This is a genomic window from Flavobacterium ginsenosidimutans, from assembly GCF_003254625.1.
GTDB classification, from domain to species: domain Bacteria; phylum Bacteroidota; class Bacteroidia; order Flavobacteriales; family Flavobacteriaceae; genus Flavobacterium; species Flavobacterium ginsenosidimutans.
Genome location: NZ_QJRJ01000075.1, coordinates 179,142 through 200,428, shown reverse-complemented (window position 1 = coordinate 200,428; position 21,287 = coordinate 179,142). Strand labels below are relative to the sequence as shown.

11 protein-coding genes are annotated in these 21,287 nt (G+C 32.1%); 6 read left to right on the top strand and 5 right to left on the bottom strand.

The window, feature by feature from the left end:
- Window positions 1–44: 44 nt before the first annotated feature.
- Both DM444_RS10460 and DM444_RS10455 read left to right on the top strand, forming a co-directional pair.
- Entirely contained in the window at window positions 45–953 is a 909-nt protein-coding gene (locus tag DM444_RS10460; RefSeq protein WP_239455656.1) for a coiled-coil domain-containing protein, read from the top strand.
- Between the two features lie 75 nt (window positions 954–1,028).
- Entirely contained in the window at window positions 1,029–1,886 is an 858-nt protein-coding gene (locus DM444_RS10455; RefSeq protein WP_111286334.1) for an MBL fold metallo-hydrolase, read from the top strand.
- Between the two features lie 76 nt (window positions 1,887–1,962).
- On the opposite strand, the gene DM444_RS10450 is transcribed toward DM444_RS10455, so the two are convergent.
- The 3 genes from DM444_RS10450 to DM444_RS10440 form a co-directional block, all read right to left on the bottom strand.
- On the bottom strand, window positions 1,963–4,326 hold the full coding sequence (locus tag DM444_RS10450) for a leucine-rich repeat domain-containing protein (RefSeq protein ID WP_111286332.1): 2,364 nt from the start codon (window positions 4,324–4,326) through the stop codon (window positions 1,963–1,965).
- 179 nt (window positions 4,327–4,505) lie between these two features.
- A complete protein-coding gene (locus DM444_RS10445) occupies window positions 4,506–5,210 on the bottom strand; it encodes a glycoside hydrolase family 78 protein (protein ID WP_111286330.1) in 705 nt (234 codons plus the stop codon).
- Window positions 5,211–5,213: 3 nt separating this feature from the next.
- Window positions 5,214–11,744, bottom strand: a complete 6,531-nt coding sequence (locus tag DM444_RS10440; RefSeq protein WP_111286328.1) for a T9SS type A sorting domain-containing protein — start codon at window positions 11,742–11,744, stop codon at window positions 5,214–5,216.
- Between the two features lie 300 nt (window positions 11,745–12,044).
- Between DM444_RS10440 and DM444_RS10435 the strand changes: the two genes are divergently transcribed.
- On the top strand, window positions 12,045–13,691 hold the full coding sequence (locus tag DM444_RS10435) for a S8 family peptidase (protein ID WP_111286326.1): 1,647 nt from the start codon (window positions 12,045–12,047) through the stop codon (window positions 13,689–13,691).
- 24 nt (window positions 13,692–13,715) lie between these two features.
- Here DM444_RS10435 and DM444_RS10430 read toward each other — a convergent pair whose 3' ends face one another.
- Window positions 13,716–13,874 carry a hypothetical protein gene (locus DM444_RS10430; protein ID WP_162614950.1) on the bottom strand — a complete coding sequence of 53 codons (159 nt, stop codon included), beginning with the start codon at window positions 13,872–13,874 and terminating at the stop codon, window positions 13,716–13,718.
- Between the two features lie 47 nt (window positions 13,875–13,921).
- Between DM444_RS10430 and DM444_RS10425 the strand changes: the two genes are divergently transcribed.
- Window positions 13,922–15,796: a M1 family metallopeptidase gene (locus tag DM444_RS10425; protein WP_111286323.1), complete on the top strand. Its 1,875-nt coding sequence runs from the start codon at window positions 13,922–13,924 to the stop codon at window positions 15,794–15,796.
- Between the two features lie 257 nt (window positions 15,797–16,053).
- Here the strand turns inward: DM444_RS10425 and DM444_RS10420 are convergent, their stop codons facing one another.
- The gene (locus tag DM444_RS10420; protein ID WP_111286321.1) at window positions 16,054–16,992 is read right to left on the bottom strand and encodes an L-threonine 3-dehydrogenase; all 939 of its coding nucleotides are present in this window, start codon (window positions 16,990–16,992) and stop codon (window positions 16,054–16,056) included.
- Between the two features lie 312 nt (window positions 16,993–17,304).
- Here DM444_RS10420 and DM444_RS10415 point away from each other — a divergent pair, with 312 nt between their 5' ends.
- Both DM444_RS10415 and mfd read left to right on the top strand, forming a co-directional pair.
- Window positions 17,305–17,913 (top strand): hypothetical protein, encoded by a 609-nt coding sequence (locus DM444_RS10415; protein WP_111286319.1) that lies wholly within the window; start codon window positions 17,305–17,307, stop codon window positions 17,911–17,913.
- A complete protein-coding gene (gene mfd / locus DM444_RS10410) occupies window positions 17,906–21,271 on the top strand; it encodes a transcription-repair coupling factor (RefSeq protein WP_111286317.1) in 3,366 nt (1,121 codons plus the stop codon). The genes DM444_RS10415 and mfd overlap by 8 nt, the downstream gene beginning before the upstream one ends.
- Window positions 21,272–21,287 lie beyond the last annotated feature (16 nt).

Here is a 21,287-nt window from a genome sequence, read left to right as displayed (position 1 = left end):
ATTTTTGCAGGAAATTGTGAGTAATTATGAAAAAACAAAATGAAATGAAGTGGTTTAAACCCTTGTTTGCAATAATTTTTGTTTTAGGAGCGGGTGCCGCGGTTCTCGTTTTTAGTAATGAGACTGATAATAATGAAAATGAAGCTAAAGCTAAAGAGGATAATATTGTAAATATAATCTCGTCTGAGAGTAAAGAAACAAGCGAAAAAAAGAATATTTTAGATTCACTAAATACTTTAAAAACAGCTTATGATGAGGCTATTTTAGAAAAGACAGCTTTGTCAAAAGAATTAGAATTAGAGCGTAAGAATGTCGAAAATCTAATGGCAATTATTAAAGTTTCTAATAATCCATCGGCTGAACAAATTAAAATTTATCGAAATCAGCTATCAGATTTGAATTCTTCTTTAGAAAGCAGAGTTCAGGAAATTAAAAAGTTGAAATCTCAGAATAAAAATTTATTGACTGAGATTGAAAGTCAGAATGTTGTCATGTATCAGCAAAAAGCGGAAAATGATACTTTGCTTTTGAAACAAAAGAAATTGGAATCGACTCTTAAAGATGCTTCAAAACTTTATTTAAGCAATTTTAAAGCAATTGCCCTTCGCGAGAAAAGTTCTGGGACAGAATTAGAAACGACCAAGGCGAAGAATGCTAAAAAACTTAAAATTAGTTTTACTGTTAACGGAAATGCTGTTGCAAAAACAGGAAAAAGAGTTTTTTACATTCAGGTATTAGATCAAAAAAATACAGTTTTAGGTGATAATAAACTAATTGAGTTTGGGAACGACAAAGCGCTGGTTTATAGCTTTATTGTCAGTGCAGATTTTCAAGGAAAGTCTTTAAGCGCTTATGGAGTTTTAAATGCAGATCAGTTTAAGAAGGGAACTTATTTTGTGAATTATTTTGATAAGCAAGAAATCATGGGAAGTACTTCGGTTACATTAGAATAATCGAAGTTTTTAGCATTAAATCCTAGTAAAAGGAGTTTGAATTTTCTAGCTTTGTTCTTTTAGAAAATCATTCTCATGAAACTTTACCCTATAGAATCCGGAAATTTTAAGTTGGATGGTGGCGCTATGTTTGGCGTTGTTCCTAAAACTATTTGGAATAAAACCAATCCTGCCGATGCCAATAATTTAATTGACATTGCAGCTCGCTGTTTGCTGATCGAAGACGGAAATCGTCTTATTTTAATTGATACCGGAATGGGCGATAAACAATCAGAGAAATTCTTCGGATATTATTCGCTTTGGGGATCACATTCTTTAGATAAATCTCTGGCTAAATATGGTTTCAATCGAGATGATATTACAGATGTTTTTATGACTCATCTTCATTTTGATCATTGCGGTGGAAGCGTTCAATGGAATTCGGATAAAACAGGATATGAGCCAGCTTTTAAAAATGCAAAATTTTGGACCAATGAAAATCATTGGGAATGGGCTACAAAACCAAACGCAAGAGAAAAAGCTTCTTTTTTGTCTGAAAATATTCTTCCAATGCAAGAAAGCGGACAATTGAATTTTATTGAAAGGCCTGAAACTGATTTTGGTTTTTCGGCAGCACTAGGTTTCGATATCTATTATGTTGACGGTCATACCGAAAAACAAATGATTCCGTACATTAAATATAACGACAAAACGATTGTTTTTTGTGCCGATTTATTGGCTACAGCTGGACATATTCCGCTTCCGTATGTAATGGGTTATGACACAAGACCTTTGCTGACAATGCCTGAGAAATCAAAGTTTTTAAACGCAGCAGCAGATCATAATCATTATTTGTTTTTAGAGCACGATGCACATAATCAAATTATAACGGTTGAACATACAGAAAAAGGCGTTCGATTGAAAGAAGTTTTTACCTGCGAAGAGGTTTTTTAAACGAAATAATTAAACATAAAAAATCCCATTTTCAATATTTCTGAAAATGGGATTTTTTTATTTAAAGTATTGAAATCTATTCTACAATAACCTTTTTTGCAGAAGCAGCATCTCCGCTGATTAAGTATATATAATAAACTCCTTTTGGTAGTCCAGACAAACTAATGCTATTATCTGTATTGCCAGAATTTAGAGTGAATGATTTCACAAGCTGGCCTAATGTATTATAAACGTTTGCTTTTTCTAAGTTTAGGTTTATAATGTTTAACTCCCCTTTAGTTGGATTTGGATAAATTACAGCTTGAGTACGATTAGATTCATCAACACCTAGATTTTTACAAGTATTGGCATAAACAGTAGTCGATTCTTTTATGTTTGACCAATTTGCATTTGAATAATTCTCATCATCAACTTGTATACAGCTAAGAGCTGTAAGTCCTAAGAAAGAAGTGTATAATCCAGAAGCTGATTTTTTGCCAGTATTTGATGGCAGAATAAAGTTAGCATTGTTTCCGTTTCTAAGATTTAAAGAAACCAAAGGATTATTAACCACATATACAATTGTAAGCTTAGTATTTTTAGATAAATCTAATGTTGTAAGCTGATTTGAAGAAGCATCTAACGTTTCAAGTAGTAAATTGTTGCTTACATCAAGAGAAGTAAGTTGATTGTTGCTTAGGTTTAAGGTTGTTAATGAAGTAAAATATTCAATTCCAGTTAAATCTTTGATGTTGCTATTTGAAAGGTCTAAAGTTGTAACAGAACTTACGTTTTCAACTGTTATTTTTCCGTTTAAACCATCAGTATCAATTCCTAAATCAATTAATTTTTGTTCGAAATTAGTATCTGAAAGCACCACAGTTGTTGTCTCACATGTGGTATTATAAGTTGCATTTGCATCTTTAAGAGTAGCCCAATTTGCGTTTGAATAAACAACGTCATCAACTTGAATACAAGTCAAATTTGGATTGTTTGTAAATTTTGTATAATTGTTTAGAAGGAAATTTTTATTATTTCCATTCTTCAAATTTAGACTCGTTAATTGATTAGAAATAGCATATAAACCAACCATGGAAGTATTTACGCTAAAATCTAAAGTGGTTAGTTGGTTTTTTGAACAGTTTACATATTCTAAAACTTTATTTTTGCTTACATCCAAAATTGTTAATTGATTAGATTGACAATATAGTTCTGTTAGAGTAGTGATTTTAGAAACATCCAATGACGTTAATTTATTTTCGCGACAATCCAGCAGATTTAAAGCGGTATTATTGCTTACATCTAAACTAGTTAATTGACTTGTATTACAGCCTAAAAATGTTAAAGCAGTATTTGAGCTTACATCTAAAGAAGTATATTGGTTTGAACCCGAATCTAATTTTGTTAGTGCCGTATTTGCTTTAACATCTAAAGATGTTAATTGATTAGCATAGCAGCTCAAATTAAGCAAAGCAATATTATTACTTACGTCTAGAGAGGTTATTTTATTGTTATTACAATCTAGAGTAGTTAGAGCGGTATTTTTACTTATATTTAATGCTGTTAACGAATTTTGACCACAATACAAATCAGTTAATGAGGCAAAATCTTGTATTCCTGTTAAATCTGAAATATTACTTTTGGTAAGGTTTAAGAACTTTACAGTGCTAATATTATGAGTAAGAACTTTTCCATTTAATCCATCAGTGTCAATTCCTAATTCGATTAATTTTTGTTCAAAATTAGCGTCAGGAATCAAGGTGTAAGATGGTGGTGCAGGAGTGTACAAAGCCGAAAGCTCTGTTGGAGTCAGGACACGATTCCATATAGCAATATCGTCTAAAACTCCTTCAAAATAATCTTTTTCATTGTTTTTTCCTATTCTTATTGAATCTCCAAAACCATTAGCAAACAAATCTGCAGTTCCAGACAGTTCGAGAACGTTATTGATATACAATGAAAAGAAATTAGTGTTATCGTCAAAAGTCAAAGCAAAAAAGGTCCATTGACTATTGAAGTAATTTTCTTGAGATGAAAAAGTTTGTTCTTCAAAAGTGATATCTAAATAACCTTTAGAATAAAAGCTTATTTTAAAAGCGTTATCTGGATTGTTTCCGTAATTTATTACTGCAAAATCCATGCTTTTGCTAATAGGCCAAGCGGCTTTAAACCAACCAGTAATTGTTCGAGTATTATTGACTTGAGGATTGTTTGCTAAATAGGGTTGCATGCTGCTGTTTATTCCATTAAACGAGCAAGCCGAATTGCTATTTCCAAATCGATCAGAGACAAAAGTAAGATTTGAGGGGTTTCCATTGATATTATTTCCACTTATGTCATTTGTATTTCCATTAAAAGGATAGTAAAAAAGTAATCCATTTGCAGGAACATTCGAAGGAAGTGTTTGGGCAAAGGACGATAAACCGATTAAAAAAAGTAAAAAAAGTAATTTTGTTTTCATAGGCTAAAGCAGTTTTTGGATTTACAATGATACAATATTCATTTTATTATTTTTTACGGAAAGACGTAACGCAAGAGAAATATTAAAGGATAACAGAATGACAATTAGAAATGTTCAAATAAAAAAATCCCATTTTCAGTATTTTGAAAATGGGATTTTTGATTTAACTATCCGTAATTTTAATTGGTTTGAAACTTCCAGATTTGACCAACAGTTTCACCACCCTGATTGTCTTTTACGACAACTCTCCAGTAGTATTGTTTAGTCGATTCTAAAGTTACATTTAATGTATTTGCCTTAATATTGTCACCAACTTTTTTGACTGGCGGATTTACAATATCAAGGAAAACATCATACGTTAACTGATCTGCTGTATCAACATCAGATCCTATCCAACTCAAATCTGCCGTTGTAACAGCCAATTTACTATTCACTGCCGGCTGAACCAAAGTAGGAGCAAATGGCAAATGATTTACTACCGCAGTTCCAGCAGTGTAAAATTTGAAAGTTGAAGAATAAGCGCTTGATAAACCTTTACTATCCGTGGCTTTTACTCTCCAATAATATGCTGTGTTTTTATCTAAAGCTAAACTGCTTGTTGAAAGCGATGAATTTTCAAGCGTGCTTACAATTTGTGCAAATCCATTGTCTTTTGCAATTTGAATCTGATAGACAATAACATCTTTCTGCGCATCTGTAGAAGCATTCCATTGAAAAGAAACATTGTTGTCTAAACATAGTTTATTGTCAGCTGGCGCAGCTAATACAGGAACTGTAGGCGCTGTATTGGTTGCAGGTGGAGTAACTTCTGTATCGTCTCCACCACCTCCGCCACAAGCAGCAAATAGTAAACAAGCAATTGATAAGTATATAGAATTCTTCATTTTTTATTTTTTTATGATTTTAATGTATTCAGGAGTTTCCGAATAAATCTTTGCTGCATAAATTCCTGCAGGTAAATTTTCAAGATTTAAAACAGCTATTCCGCTTTCAGTGTTGTAAGTTCCTTTAGAAACCAGCTGACCTCCGAAGTTGTATAATTCTATCGCAGTTTCAGTTTTAGCGCCCGGAATTTCAATTTCTATAACTCCATACGTTGGATTTGGATAAGCTAAAAGCATCGTACCTAATTCGGCAGAAGTAACTTTTTTAGCAAAAACACCTTCACAAGCTTTTGCAGTTGTAACTTCAATTAATCCTGCTTTGTTCACATCAACACTAAAGTTTGTGTCTGTAGTTTGAAATTGCGCTGTACCATCAATAAATACAGTAAATGGAGCAGTTCCTTCTGTGATTTCAACATCTACTTTTTTAGAACTTACATTAGATTTTCCTGTAATGGTTGCTCCTTTTGCAATAGTTACATTAAAGTTTTGCTCAAAAATCATATTAGGAATAGTGATTTTGATGCTGTAAACACCTGGAGTTAAACTCGTAACTTGTAAAGTATTGTTTGTAAAAGTATACGATTTGTCATTTATTGTAGCAACGTACTCAAAAGCATTTTTGGCAACAATACTGATTTCGCCATTATTTTCTCCCAAGCAAGATTCACTCTTAGTTTCAACAGCAAAATTGTTTGCAGGAACTACTATTTCTCCAGTACATTCTGTGTTATAGGTTGCAATATTATCTTTTTTATACAACCAGTTTTGATTTGCATAGTCTACATCATCAACAAGAATACAGTATAATTTAGGATTCGAAGTAAATGATAAATAAGGAGTGCTTAATAAAGTATTTTTACCATTTCTTAAGTCAAGGCTTGTTAACTGATTTGAGTCTACTAATAAATTTGTTAAAGCTGGATTTTTAGAAACATCAATAGTTTGAATTTTATTTCCAGAAATTTCCAAATATCTCAAAAGAGGGTTTTTAGAAACATCAATAGCTGTTATTTGACAGTTTTTTGCATATAAATAAAGCAAATTAGGATGTTGAGATACATCAAGGTTTTTTATAGCTGCATTGTTGGAAATACTAATAGTATATAAAGATAAATTATTTGAAATATCGATATTACTTAATTGATTTGAAGAAATGCTTATAGACTCTAAGTCTTTATTTGCTGAAAAATCAATCTCTGTAAGCTTGTTAGTATATAGACCCAACGTTTTTAATGAAGTGTTTTTAGAAATATCTATACTTGTTAATCCATTGTTGTTAGCATTTAATAATTTTAGCAGAGTATTAGAAGAAACATTTAATTCAGTTAGACTATTAGAACTACAATCTAAAGTTTCTAATGCCTTGTTTTTTGATAAGTCTAAAGTACTCACTTTATTATCTGCCATATCAAGATGTCTTAATTTTAGGTTTTTAGAAACATCTAGTTTTGTAAGAGCTCCATGGTAACAGTATAGTTCTTCTAACGATGCAAAATCTTCTATACCTGTTAAATCTGTGATTTGATTTGTTAAGTCAAGAGCATACAAAGTTGTAAGGTTTTCGATGCTTGACGTTAGGACTTTTCCGTTTTCACCATCTTTATCGATTCCATTTGAAATTAAGACTTTCTCAAAATTCGGGTCAGGAATTAATGTGTATTGAAGATTTTCGGCACACACATCAACAGAATAAGACGCTGTTGCATCTTTTGCAATCCATTTTTCAGTAGAAAAAGCAACGTCATCAACTTGAATACAAAGCAAATTAGGATTATCAGCAAAGTTTCCAAAAATCATGTTTTGCATATTGGCATTGTTTCCATTCTTCACATTTAAATTGTAAAGATTATTACTAGCACAATCAAATTCTTTTAGATTGGTGTTTTTAGAAACATCAAAATATTTTATTTTATTGAAGCTCGTGCTTAAGTTAGTAAGCGCAATACTTTTTGAAACATCTAAAACTGTAAGCTCATTGTGAGAGCAGTCTAAATGTGTTAAATAAATACTATTAGACAAATTAAGAGATGTAATAGCGTTATTGCTACAGTTTAAATTAGTCAATAAAGTATCATTGCCATAATAAATTTTAGTGATAGTCAATTTTGTTATAGCATTATTACTGCAATTTAAAGAAGTCAATGATGGGGCTTGTGCAGCATCAAAAACAGTCAGCTGATTTTCGCTGATGTTTAAATTCTCTAGCAAACTGTTTTTAGAGAAATCTGCAGACGTTAATGCATTATTACTGCAATCTAAAGTTTTTAAAGAAGTAAAATCTTGGATTCCGGTTAAGTCTGTAATTTGGCTTCCAGAAATATTTAAACTATTTAAATCAACAATATTTAAAGTTTCTACTTTTCCATTTTTTCCATCTTTATCGATTCCAAGAGCAATTAATTTTTCTTCAAATTTAGCATCAGGAATTAGAGTATAAGGAACAATTACAGGGCAGGCATCTACAGAGAAACTTGCGGTAACATCTTTTCTTTCTGTCCAGTTTGTATTTGCATAATCAACATCATCGACTTGGATACAAGCTAAATCAGGATTGTCTAAGAAATTTGCACTTGAACCTTTAAGTAATGTATTTGCTCCATTTTTTAAATTAAGACTAATCAGTTTATTACCGCCCATATAAGCAAATGAAAGCTTAGTGTTTTTAGAAAAATCTAATTTTCTGATTTGATTTTGGGAAATACTTATACTGCTTAATTCTAGATTTTTTGATAAGTCTAAAGAAGTTAAATAATTTCCATATCCATTTAGATAATAAATCTTTTCATTCGTAGATAAATCTAATGTGTTTATTTTATTATTTTCAATAGATAATGCTTCTAATTTTAAATTGCCTTTAAAATCAATACTAGTAATTTTATTATTACCAATATATAACGTTTTTAGTTCAGCATTTTTTGCTAAAGATATCTCTGTTAGCTTATTGCTTCCAACATCTAAATAGGTTAATAGGATATTTTTAGAAACATCAATTTTTGTTAAACTATTACCGCTAACATCTAGTTGCTGTAATGAAGTAAAATCTTCAATTCCAGTTAAGTCAGAGATGCTTGATCTGTATAAACTAAGAGACTTTAATTCAGCAATGCTTTCTGTTTTTACTTTTCCGTTTTTTCCATCTTTATCAATATTTAAAGCAATCAATTTGTCTTCAAATTTTGAATCAGGAATAATTGTATAAACATTACAATCTAAATTGAAACTTGTAATAGCATCTTTAGTAACTGTCCAATTTTCTGTAGCTGCAACATCTGCAACTTGAATACATTTTAATGTAAGATTACCAGAAGAATTTATAGTTGTTAAAGCACTATTTTTAGAAACATCTAATTTCTCTAATACGTTACCCGATACATTCAAATTAGTTAAACTTGCAAAGCCTTCAATACCTTTCAAGTTAACGATAGAACTATTCGATACATCCAAAGAAGTAAGGTCTTTAATGCTTGATGTTAAAACAACTCCATTTTTTCCATCAGTATCAATTCCTAAATCAATTAATTTGTCTTCAAATTTTGAGTCTGCTATATAAGTTACCAATGAACAATCTATGTTTGAGAAATAAGCCTCTTTATCTTTATTTACCCAATTAGCATTAGAATAAGCAGTGTCATCTACAAGAATACATTTTAGATCTGGATTTGAACCAACTGAAATATTATTGATTATGGTGTTATTGCCATTTTTTAAATTTAGGTTTTCTAATTTGTTAGAAAAACAAGAAAAATTCTTTAAACGGGTGTTTTTAGAAAGATCAAGTTTTGTTAATTGATTTGAGTAAACACTTAAATCAGTCAATAATGGGTTTAAAGAAAGGTCAATTGAAGTTAGTGAATTTGCAAAGCCAGTTACAGATACTAATTTACTGTTTTTAGAAAAGTCAATTGTAGTAATCGAGTTATTATAAAAATAAAGAGAAGCTAATTCAGTATTTTTCGTAATATTTAAAGTAGTCAATTTGTTATAACTAACATCCAGACTGTTTAGCTTTGTCGAGTTAGAAACATCAATAGTGGTTAACGAGTTACCATAAAATGATAAAGTTAGTAATTCTGTATTTTTTGAAAGATCAATTGTACTTAACTTATTACTATCTGCAGACAGATAAATTAGCTGAGTGTTTTGTAAAACATCTAAGCTAGTCAATTCGTTACCTTGAATATTAAGACTCTGTAACAAGGTATTTTTAGAAACATCAACTGAAGTTAAATCATTTGAAAAAGCAGTAAAATAAATTAATGCAGTATTTTTTGAAAGATCGATCGTAGTTAATTTGTTACTTCCAACATTCAATGAAGTTAAAGATGTATTTTGCGATACATCCAACGTTTCCAATTGATTGTAATTAAGATTTACCTCTGTTAGTTTTGTGTTTTTACTAATATCAACTTTTGCTAAAGGACCATTTCCAGTGTAAGGAGATCCGTTGCATTTTAATGTCTTTAAATTTTTAAAATCCTGAATTCCTGTCAAATCTGAAATGCCAGTTTCAGCAAGATCCAAAGTTTCAACATCTATAATACTCTCAGTATTAACTTTTCCATTTTTACCATCTCTATCAATTCCTAATGCGATTAATTTGTCTTCAAATTTTTCATCTGGAATAAGCGTATAGAAATTACAATCTAAACCAAAAGAAGTCGTTGCATCTTTTGTTGTTGCCCAAGTGTTTGCATTTTCAACATTAGCTACTTTAATACAAATCAAAGAAGGATTATTAGAAGTGTTTAAAGTTGCAATTAGTGCATTTTTAGAAAGATCTACTTTTTTTAATAAATTATTAGAAGCATTCAAATTTGCTAATGATGTAAAACCTTCAATACCACTTAAATCTGTAATTGAACTATTAGAAACATCAAGTGTAGTAATTGCTGAAACGCTCGTTTTTAAAACAGTCCCGTTTTTTCCATCAGTATCAATTCCTAAATCAATTAATTTATCTTCAAAAGCTACATCAGCAATTTTTACTACTGTTGCGCAGTCATAATTTGAGAAAAATGCATAAGATTCTTTATTAGAAGCCCAATTCGTATTAGCATAATTTACATCATCTACAGTTATACAAGTAAGGTCTGGATTTCCTTTAAAAGTGATGCGATTCGTTAATAATGCTGTATTATTACCGTTTTTAAGGTTTAAACTTGTAAGTTGGTTCGATGCACATTCTAAACTAAACAAAAGAGTATTTTTAGAAACATCCAGAGATTTTAGTTTATTTACATTACAAACAAGAGATGTTAAAGCAGTGTTTGCAGAAACATCAAGTGCAGTTAATTGATTACTGAAGCATGATATAAAGTCTAACTTAGTATTTTTAGATGTATCAAGTGTTGTTAATAAATTAGACCAACACATCAACCTGTATAATTTCAAATTTTGAGAAATATCAAGAGTCGTCAATGCATTTGAATAACAACTAAAATCATATAATTCTGTGTTTTTAGAAACATCCAAACTTGTTAAGCCAAGTCCGCTTACATTTAAAGAAGTCAAAGCTGTATTTTTAGTAACATCTATACTTTTAATATTCGTGTCAGAGCAATCTAATGCTGTTAACTTCATGTGTTTAGTAGCATCAAATGAACTTATAGGGTTGTTGCTAATTGATATTTGCTCTAACAGAAGATTATTTGTAAGATCGATTTCAGATATTTTATTTCCATCTATTGTTAAATAAGTTAATTTAACATTTTTCGAAACATCTAAACTTGTTAATTGATTAGCATAACAACTTAATTCAGTAAGATTTAAATTCTTAGAAACATCTAAATTTTTCAGTTTACCATCGCCACCATTGGAGCTGGAATATGAGACTCCATTACATCTTAGCACCTGTAATGCCTCAAAATCCTCAATTCCTGTCAAATCAGAAACTTGTCTTGTGTTAACAGATAATGATTTTATGTTTTTAACATTGCTAGTAAGTACTCTACCATCTGGCACTCCAGAATCTATACCTTCCGAGATCAAGAAATTTTCAAATTCGATATCAGGAATAGTAGTATATTGTTCTGTACCTGCAATATAAACTTGAACATCGTCGATTAAAACGTCAAAAGAGGCAGCATCAAAACTAAAAGTTGAAATCGATAAATCATAAGAAAGATCTACATCTGGAGTAAAAGAAGCTTCTTTTACAGTCCAAGAGTTATTTGTAGCAAACGTACTGCTTGACAGAGCAGTTCCACTGCCATTTTTTGAGATATTCAATGAAATAGGATGAGTTCCATCAAAATTGTTTGTAAGATACTTATACTTAAATTTAATGGTATAAGTAACACCTCCTTTTAGTGCAACTTCAGTTGTAATTTTAGGAGATTGAGTTGTGTAAGACAACATAGCGCTAATTGCACCTTCCGCAGAATTATAGCTGGAAGTAACAGTATTTGCAATTGTCCAATTTTGAGGAACGCCTGTGTCCCAAGTTTCAAATCCAGGATTAGAAACTAAATTGGTTTGCGAATAAATAGAAAAATTTGCCAGAAACAGCAACAAGAGTAGTTTTGCTTTCATAGATAAAATTTAGAATTCGGTTGCGCAATTCTACCTAATTAAATCCGATAAACCTTACGTGAAGCCGTAATGACTATATTATTTGTTGTTTTTTTTACATTTATAAAATAAATAATAAATCCAAAGTATATTTTTTGAAAACAAATGATGTTTAATTATTTGATTTTTAGCCGTTTGATAATATTCTGATTTTGAATAATTTCATTTAAAATTTCATAACACATTGTTAACGGTTAGTTTTTTGTAACAAAAAAGCATAATTTAGACCCATCTTTTAACTTTACATATATTTATAGATACATGAATCATATAAAACCTCTTAAATTATCTGCTTTTGCATTACTTGTTTTAGCAGGTTGTAATGCTACAATGCAGGCACAGGCTTCAGCTCCTAAAGAGTTTATAAAAGCTCCTTTAGCAGTTGTAAAAAAAGCACCAGTTAGTGAAAATGAATTAAAAAGATGGAGTCACCTTGATTTGATAAAAGATTCTATCCCGGGAATGAGTGTTGACAGAGCTTACGCCGAATTACTGCAAGGTAAAAAAGGTCAGAAAGTGATTGTTGGAATCGTAGATTCTGGTGTCGATATTGAACACGAAGATCTTCAGGGAATGATCTGGACAAATCCTAAAGAAATTCCAGGAAACGGAATTGACGACGATAAAAATGGATTTATCGATGACGTTCATGGATGGAATTTCCTTGGAAATGCAGTTCACGAAAATCTTGAAATGACACGTGTTGTTAAAAAAGGAGACGATGGTTCTGCTCAATACAAAGAAGCTTTAGCTCAATATACAGCAAAATATGAAGAAGCTCTTCAAGATAAACAACAAGCAGATATGTTGATTGATATTCATAATACAATCAAAAAAGAGCTTAATAAAACTACATACAAAATAGAAGATTTAAGTAAAATTACTTCAGCGGACCCAAATGTTTTGAGAAGTAAAGCGATTATGACTCAAATTTTTACAAATGCAGGACCAACTTTTGATCCAGAAGCTGATTTTACAGAATATAAAGATCAGGTATACGATCAAATAAATTATAACTTGAATAAAGATTTTGACGGAAGAAAGATAGTTGGCGATAATCCAAATGATATTAAAGACAATCATTATGGAAATAACATCGTTTTTGGACCAGATAAAGAAAAAGCACTTCATGGAACTCACGTTGCCGGAATTATTGCTCAAATTAGAGGAAATAATTTAGGAGGAGACGGAGTAGCAACAAACGTTGAAATTTTGACGGTTAGAGCTGTGCCAGACGGAGATGAGTACGATAAAGATATTGCTTTAGCAATTCGTTACGCAGTAGACAATGGAGCAAAAGTAATTAATGGAAGTTTCGGAAAAAGCTTTTCTCCGCAAAAACAATGGGTTTATGACGCTATTAAATATGCAGCGAAAAAAGACGTTTTAATTGTGCATGCTGCGGGTAATGAAGGTTATAATATTGATGAAACTAAAAACATCAATTATCCAAACGACTCTGAAGACAACGTAAAAGAATTCGCAGATAATGTTATTACGATTGGAGCAATTAATAAAGAATACGGGGAAAATGTTGTTACAGGATTTTCGAACTTCGGAAAAATTAACGTAGACATTTTTGCTCCAGGTGAAGAAATTTATGCAACTGTTCCAAATAATAAATACAAATATTTACAAGGAACTTCAATGGCGTCTCCAAATGCAGCAGGTGTCGCAGCTTTGATTCGTTCTTACTATCCAAAATTAAAAGCAGCTCAGGTTAAAAAGATTTTAATGGATTCTGGAGTAGCGCTTCCTTCAAAGGTTGTTCTGGGTAAAAGTGAAAATCCAAATGAAAAACCAGTTGCAGTTTCTTCGACAGAATCATCAAAAACAGCTAAAATGGTAAATGCTTATAACGCTTTATTGATGGCAGAGAAAGTAGCAGAAGGAAAGTCCAAAAAGTAAATTTTTGGACTTTCTTTAAAAAGGTTAGTAAACCATTTTGTACCAACCTACGCAGTATTCATCACCGCTACAGTCATAGTTGTTTTGAAGTACTAATCTTTTGCCTTGATCTCCACCGTTAATTGTTTGTTGCTCTTCAGTTGTCATTTCGAAAGCTGAAAAATCTTCTAATGATAATTCCATAATTGTAAGAATTTTAATTAATAATAAATCAAACATAGTAATAAATTATGAGAAAAATACTTCTTTTTGTATTTTTTATACAATTTAACATATACTCACAAAGCGCCCCATATTGGCAGCAGCACGCTGACTATAAAATGGAAGTTTCGATGGATGTAAAAAACTATCAGTACAAAGGAAAACAAGAATTGGTTTACACCAATAATTCTCCTGACACTTTAAAAAAAGTATTCTATCATTTATTTCCAAATGCTTTTCAGCCTGGAAGTGAAATGGATGCACGTCTTCATTTTATTAAAGATCCAGACGGAAGAATGGTAAATAAAGTAAAAGGCGCTGATGGAAAAGAAGTAAAACAAAGCCGCATCGAAACTTTAAAACCAAACGAAATTGGTTATTTAAAAATTACAAACTTCAAGCAAGATGGTGCCGTAGCTCAAACAAGAGTTTCTGGAACAATCTTAGAAGTAACTTTGGCTAAACCAATTTTACCAAATTCTAAAACTACTTTTACATTAGATTTTGACGGACAAGTTCCAGTGCAAATTCGTCGTTCTGGAAGAAATAATTCTGAAGGAGTAGAACTTTCAATGTCACAATGGTATCCAAAATTAGCTGAGTTTGATTTCGAAGGATGGCACGCAGATCCATACATCGCCAGAGAATTTCATGGAGTTTGGGGTAACTTCGATGTAAAAATTACAATCGATAAAGATTACACAATTGGAGGTTCTGGATACTTACAAGACAAAAACTCAATTGGACACGGTTACGAAGATGCTGGTGTAACGGTTACTTATCCTAAAAAAGCAAAAACGTTAACGTGGCATTTTATCGCGCCAAACGTTCACGATTTTACTTGGGCTGCAGATAAAGAATACAATCATGATATTGTAAAAGGACCAAACGGTGTAGATTTACATTTCTTTTACAAAAACAACGAAAAAACTACTGCAAACTGGAAACAGCTAGAGCCTTTAATGGTTAAAGTAATGGAATATTACAACCAAAGAGTTGGAGCTTATCCATACAAACAATACTCATTTATTCAAGGTGGAGATGGCGGAATGGAGTATGCAATGTGTACTTTAATGTTAGGTAACGGAACTCTTGAAGGAATTCTAGGAACTGCAACTCACGAATTAGGACACTCTTGGTTTCAGCATATTTTGGCTTCAAACGAATCAAAACACCCTTGGATGGACGAAGGTTTTACAACTTACATCGAAGACAGTGCTTTGAATGAATTAAAAGGAGACAAAAAAGAGGTAAATCCTTTTACTGTAAATTACAAAGCTTACTACAGTTTAGTAAATTCTGGTAAAGAACAGCCACAAGGCACACACGGAGATCGTTACGACGAAAACCGTCCTTACAGCATTTCATCTTATGTAAAAGGAAGTATTTTCCTTTCTCAATTAGAATATGTAATTGGAAAAGAAAATGTTGATGCAACTTTAAAAAGATATTTCAACGATTTCAAATTCAAACATCCAACTCCAAATGATATCAAAAGAACAGCAGAAAGAGTTTCTGGAGCTGAGTTAGATTGGTACCTTACAGATTGGACAGAAACAACAAATACGATCGATTACGGAATCAAAGACGTTGCTGATAATGCAGGAAAAACAACAGTTTCTTTAGAAAGAATTGGAAGAATGCCAATGCCAATCGATTTAAAAGTAGATTATACTGACGGAACTTCTGAAACATTCTACATTCCGTTGAGAATGATGAATTTCATTAAGCCAAATCCAAACCCGAACGAGAAAAGAACAGTTCTAGAAGATTGGGCTTGGGCACAGCAAAACTATAGTTTTACAATTGATAAAAACAAAACTGCGATCAAAAAAATCACTATCGATCCAAGCGGATTAATGGCTGATGTGAAGCAGACAAATAATGTTTTTGAAGTGAAATAATCTTCAAAAAGAATAAAAAAAGAAAGTCCCGTTTAATTAATTTAAACGGGATTTTTTGTTTTTTAGTTATCAGCAGAAAATTAATTGCCTCCAGCTTTAGCTGGAGGAACAAAAATGAAAATAAAAAGGCTTTAGCCAAACATACGAGTTTGGCTAAAGCCTTTTTCACTCTTATAATAAAAAACCTCCAGCTAAAGCTGGAGGCAATTGGATTTTTACTTTATAATGATATTAAACAAATTGTGCTGAAAAAGAATTTAACTCAAATGTTCAATCATATCTTTTGTCATAGATTCCAAATCAAATTTATGATTCCATCCCCAGTCTTTTCTTGCTTCAGCATCATCTATACTTGCCGGCCAGCTGTCTGCAATTTTCTGACGGAAATCAGGATTATAAGTAATCTCAAATTCTGGAATATGTTTCTTGATTTCAGCAGCAATTTCAGTTGGAGTAAAACTCATTGCAGCTAAATTGTACGAAGAATGAATTTTGATTTCTTCAGCCGGTGCTTTCATGATATTGATAGTTGCATCAATTGCATCGTCCATATACATCATTGGCATTTTGGTTTCAGATGACAAGAAACATTCGTATTTTTTATCAGCAATAGCTTTATAAAAAATATCAACCGCATAATCAGTTGTTCCACCGCCTGGAGGAGTCGACCAGCTGATTAAGCCTGGATAACGGATACTTCGAACATCAACACCATAAATATTATGATAATATTCACACCATCTTTCTCCAGCTTGTTTACTAATTCCGTAAACAGTAGAAGGTTCCATTACAGTATATTGTGGCGTATTTTCTTTTGGAGTTGTTGGGCCGAAAACAGCGATACTTGAAGGCCAGAAAATTTTCTGAATCTTTTTAGCTTTAGCTAAGTTTAAAACATGAAAAAGGGAATTCATATTTAAATCCCAAGCAAAAGCAGGATTTTTTTCGGCAGTTGCAGATAAAAGCGCAGCCATCAGATAGATATCTGTAATTTTATGCACTTCAACCAAATGTTCGATCTGATTAAAATCTAAAGCATTGACCACTTCAAAAGGTCCTGAATTTACAACATCAGTATTTAATTTTCGGATGTCAGAAGCGATCACGTTTTCTGTTCCGTATATTTTGCGCAGTTTTTGAGTCAGCTCTGTTCCGATCTGACCGCAAGCGCCAATGATCAATATTTTTGGATTCATTTTTTCCAGGATTTTTAGCGACACAAATATAACGTTTTCGCAATTACATCTGCTTTTTAGAATCATAAATTATTAATTCAATAATTAAAAAGTTTTTTTGTTGGATTATTCGCTTTTACAGGGGGTGTGTCTTTGTGCCTTCTTATTTTTTGTATTAAAGGTCATTTTTAATGGAATTAAAATGAAAAAAAACGTCTAATTTGGCTTGATTGACAACGAAAAAAATAACCTTGATTTATAGAATCTTTAGCAAAAAACAGAATTCATAATTGTAAATTTACTTCGTAACTTTGTAGCCTAACATTTTAATAAATGAAATATAAAATATCTCTTTTTCTGCTTTTGACAACTGTGTTATTTTCTTGCCAAAATGAAAATGAAAAACGACTTGCAGAAAACGCAAAAGAAGCAAAAAAGAAGGAAGCTATTTTTAATAATATAAATAAAGGCTGGACTTTTCTAGACGAGCCAATTAACGAAATTTCAGAATCACAATTAAACTCTTGGACAGAGTGGCGTGAATTTATGAAAGAGATTGGCGAGAAGCCAAGAAAAACAATTGGAGCATTTCAGAAAAAGTCTGCAGCGATTTCTAAAAAAGCAATGGCGTTGAATGATAATATTCCAGCGCAATTTAATCAGCCTCAGATAAAAAGCCGTATTTCTATTTTAATTACCAAAATCAAAATGCTGGATTTGTTTATTCACTTAAATAAAATTCCAGATGATAAAGTGGTTTTTTTAATTCAAGAAATCAATAAAGAGCTGATTTCGCTAGAAAGACAAATGGATAAAATTGTCGAAAAAGCCAAAATACCAAAAGAAGAAGGAGAAGCAGATTTCCTTAGAATGTTAGACACAACACGTGCAATTCCGAGTTCTGCGCCACCATTAGATCCAAATAAACCAAGAATTGAGTAAGAACGCCTTATATACAACCTACGATAATCTGCCGAAAGCGCAGCAGATTGCAGCAAGTTTACTGGAAGGAAATCAGATCAAAATGAACCTTAGCGGTTTGCTGGGATCTGCAGTTTCGTTTATAATACGATCTGTTTTCAGAAAAACTGAACTCCCATTTTTAATTGTTTTAGATAATAAAGAAGAAGCAGCTTATTATTTAAATGATTTGGAGCAAATGATTGGAGAACAAGATGTATTGTTTTATCCAGCTTCATTCCGTCGTCCGTATCAGATTGATGAAACAGACAATGCCAATGTTTTGCTTCGCGCTGAGGTTTTAAACCGAATTAATTCAAGAAAAAAACCAGCCGTAATTGTTACGTATCCAGAAGCACTTTTTGAAAAAGTGGTTACGAGAAGAGAACTCGATAAAAACACTTTAAAAGTAGCTTTGAATGATAAAATTTCGATTGATTTTATCAACGAAGTCTTGTTTGAATACGAATTTAAAAGAGTAGATTTCATCACAGAACCTGGCGAATTTTCAGTCCGTGGAGGAATTGTCGATGTTTTCTCATTTTCAAATGATCATCCGTATCGAATTGAATTTTTCGGAAACGAAGTTGACAGCATCAGAACTTTTGATGTTGAAACGCAATTATCGGTAGAAACACATAAAAAAATCACGATTATTCCGAATGTTGAAAACAAACTTTTTCAGGAAAACCGTGAAAGCTTTTTAGATTATATTGCTGAAAAAACAGTTGTTTTTATTCAAAATACTGACGGACTTTTTAGTCAGTTAGACAAACAATTTGCAAGGGCAGAGGAGGCTTTTGAGAAATTGTCAAAAGAAATAAAACATGCTGCACCCGAACAATTATTTTTAAATCAAGCTTCGTTTATAAAACGCGCTTTAGATTTTTCGGTTGTTGAATTGGCTTCAAGACCCATTTTTAAAACCACTAAAAAGTTTGAATTTCATATTCAGCCTCAACCATCTTTCAATAAACAATTTGATTTATTGCTGAATAATTTGAGCGATAATCATTTTAACGGATATGTCAATTATCTGTTTTGTTCGAATGAAACTCAGGCAAAACGTTTCCATGATATTTTTGAAAGTTTAGACGAAGCCAACTCAGAGAATATCAGAAAACAATATCATACGATTGTATTGCCTTTATACCAAGGTTTTATTGACGAAGAAAACCAAATAACGGCTTACACCGATCATCAGATTTTCGAACGTTATCATAAATTCAACATCAAAAACGGATATTCGAAAAAACAGAATATCACTTTAAAAGAATTGACGGCACTTTCTGTTGGCGATTATGTAACGCATATCGATCACGGAATTGGGAAGTTTGGTGGACTGCAAAAAATCCAAGTTGAAGGAAAAACGCAAGAAGCCATAAAATTGGTTTATGCCGATAATGATATTGTCTATGTGAGCATTCACTCGCTTCATAAAATTTCAAAATACAACGGAAAAGACGGAACGCCTCCTAAAATCTATAAACTAGGATCGAACGCGTGGAAAGTCTTAAAACAGAAAACCAAAGCACGCGTAAAACATATTGCATTTAATTTGATTCAGTTGTATGCAAAACGTCGTTTAGAAAAAGGTTTTCAGTTTGCGCCTGACAGTTATCTTCAAAACGAATTAGAAAGTTCGTTTATTTACGAAGACACGCCAGATCAAATGAAATCGACGGCCGAAGTGAAAGCCGATATGGAAAGCGATCGCCCAATGGATCGTTTGGTTTGCGGTGATGTTGGTTTTGGGAAAACAGAAGTTGCGATTCGTGCTGCTTTTAAAGCGGTTGATAATAGTAAACAAGTTGCCGTTTTGGTTCCGACAACTATTTTGGCATATCAGCATTTTAGAACTTTCTCTGAACGTTTAAAAGATATGCCGGTTACGATTGGTTACTTAAACCGATTTAGAACGGCAAAACAAAAAACGCAAACACTAAAAGATTTAGCCGAAGGTAAGCTAGATATTGTTATTGGAACGCATCAATTGGTAAACAAAAATGTCGTTTTTAAAGATTTAGGTTTATTGATTGTTGATGAGGAACAAAAGTTTGGTGTAAACGTAAAAGATAAATTGAAAACCATTGCTGCAAATGTTGATACGTTGACGTTAACGGCAACGCCAATTCCAAGAACGCTTCAGTTTTCATTGATGGCGGCGCGAGATTTATCGGTAATTACAACGCCTCCGCCAAATCGTTATCCGATTGAAACGAATGTTGTTGGTTTTAATGAAGAAATTATCCGTGATGCAATTTCGTATGAAATTCAAAGAAATGGACAAGTTTTCTTTATCAATAATAGAATTGAAAATATCAAGGAAGTGGCAGGAATGATTCAGCGTTTGGTTCCAAATGCAAGAGTCGGAATTGGTCACGGACAAATGGACGGTGCAAAACTAGAAGAATTGATGTTAGGTTTCATGAACGGGGATTTTGATGTTTTGGTGGCAACCACAATTATCGAAAGCGGATTGGATGTTCCAAATGCCAACACAATTTTCATTAACAACGCCAATAATTTCGGATTATCAGATTTGCATCAAATGCGTGGTCGAGTAGGTCGAAGCAACAAAAAAGCATTCTGTTATTTCATCTGTCCGCCATATTCATCTATGACCGAAGATGCGAGAAAACGTATTCAGGCATTGGAACAATTCAGCGAACTGGGAAGCGGTTTCAATATTGCGATGAAAGATCTTGAAATTCGTGGAGCAGGAGATTTATTGGGTGGAGAACAAAGCGGTTTCATTAATGAAATAGGTTTTGATACGTACCAAAAAATCATGAATGAAGCGATCGAAGAGTTGAAGGAAAACGAATTCAAAGATTTATATCCTGAGGAAAATGATATCGATACAAAAGAATACGTAAAAGACATTCAAATCGATGCCGATTTCGAGTTATTATTCCCAGATGAATATATCAATAACGTTTCGGAACGTTTGGTTTTATACAACGAATTGGGTGCAATAAAAGACGAAGCTGGTTTACAGGAATTCGAGAAAAAACTAATCGACCGTTTTGGACCATTGCCAAAACCTGCTGTTGCTTTATTAAACAGCATCAGAATTAAATGGATTGCAACTAAAGTAGGAATCGAAAAATTAGTCTTGAAGCAAGGTAAAATGATTGGCTATTTCGTATCCGATCAACAATCAGATTATTATCAATCTGTGAAGTTCAGAAACGTTTTAAACTTCGTTCAAAAACAAAGCTCACTCTGCAAAATGAAAGAAAAACAAACCGTAAACGGATTACGTTTGTTATTGACTTTTGAAAATGTGAAGTCGATAAAAAGGGCGTTGGAGTTGATGGAGTTGTTTGAGGAGTAATATTTAAAAAATATTG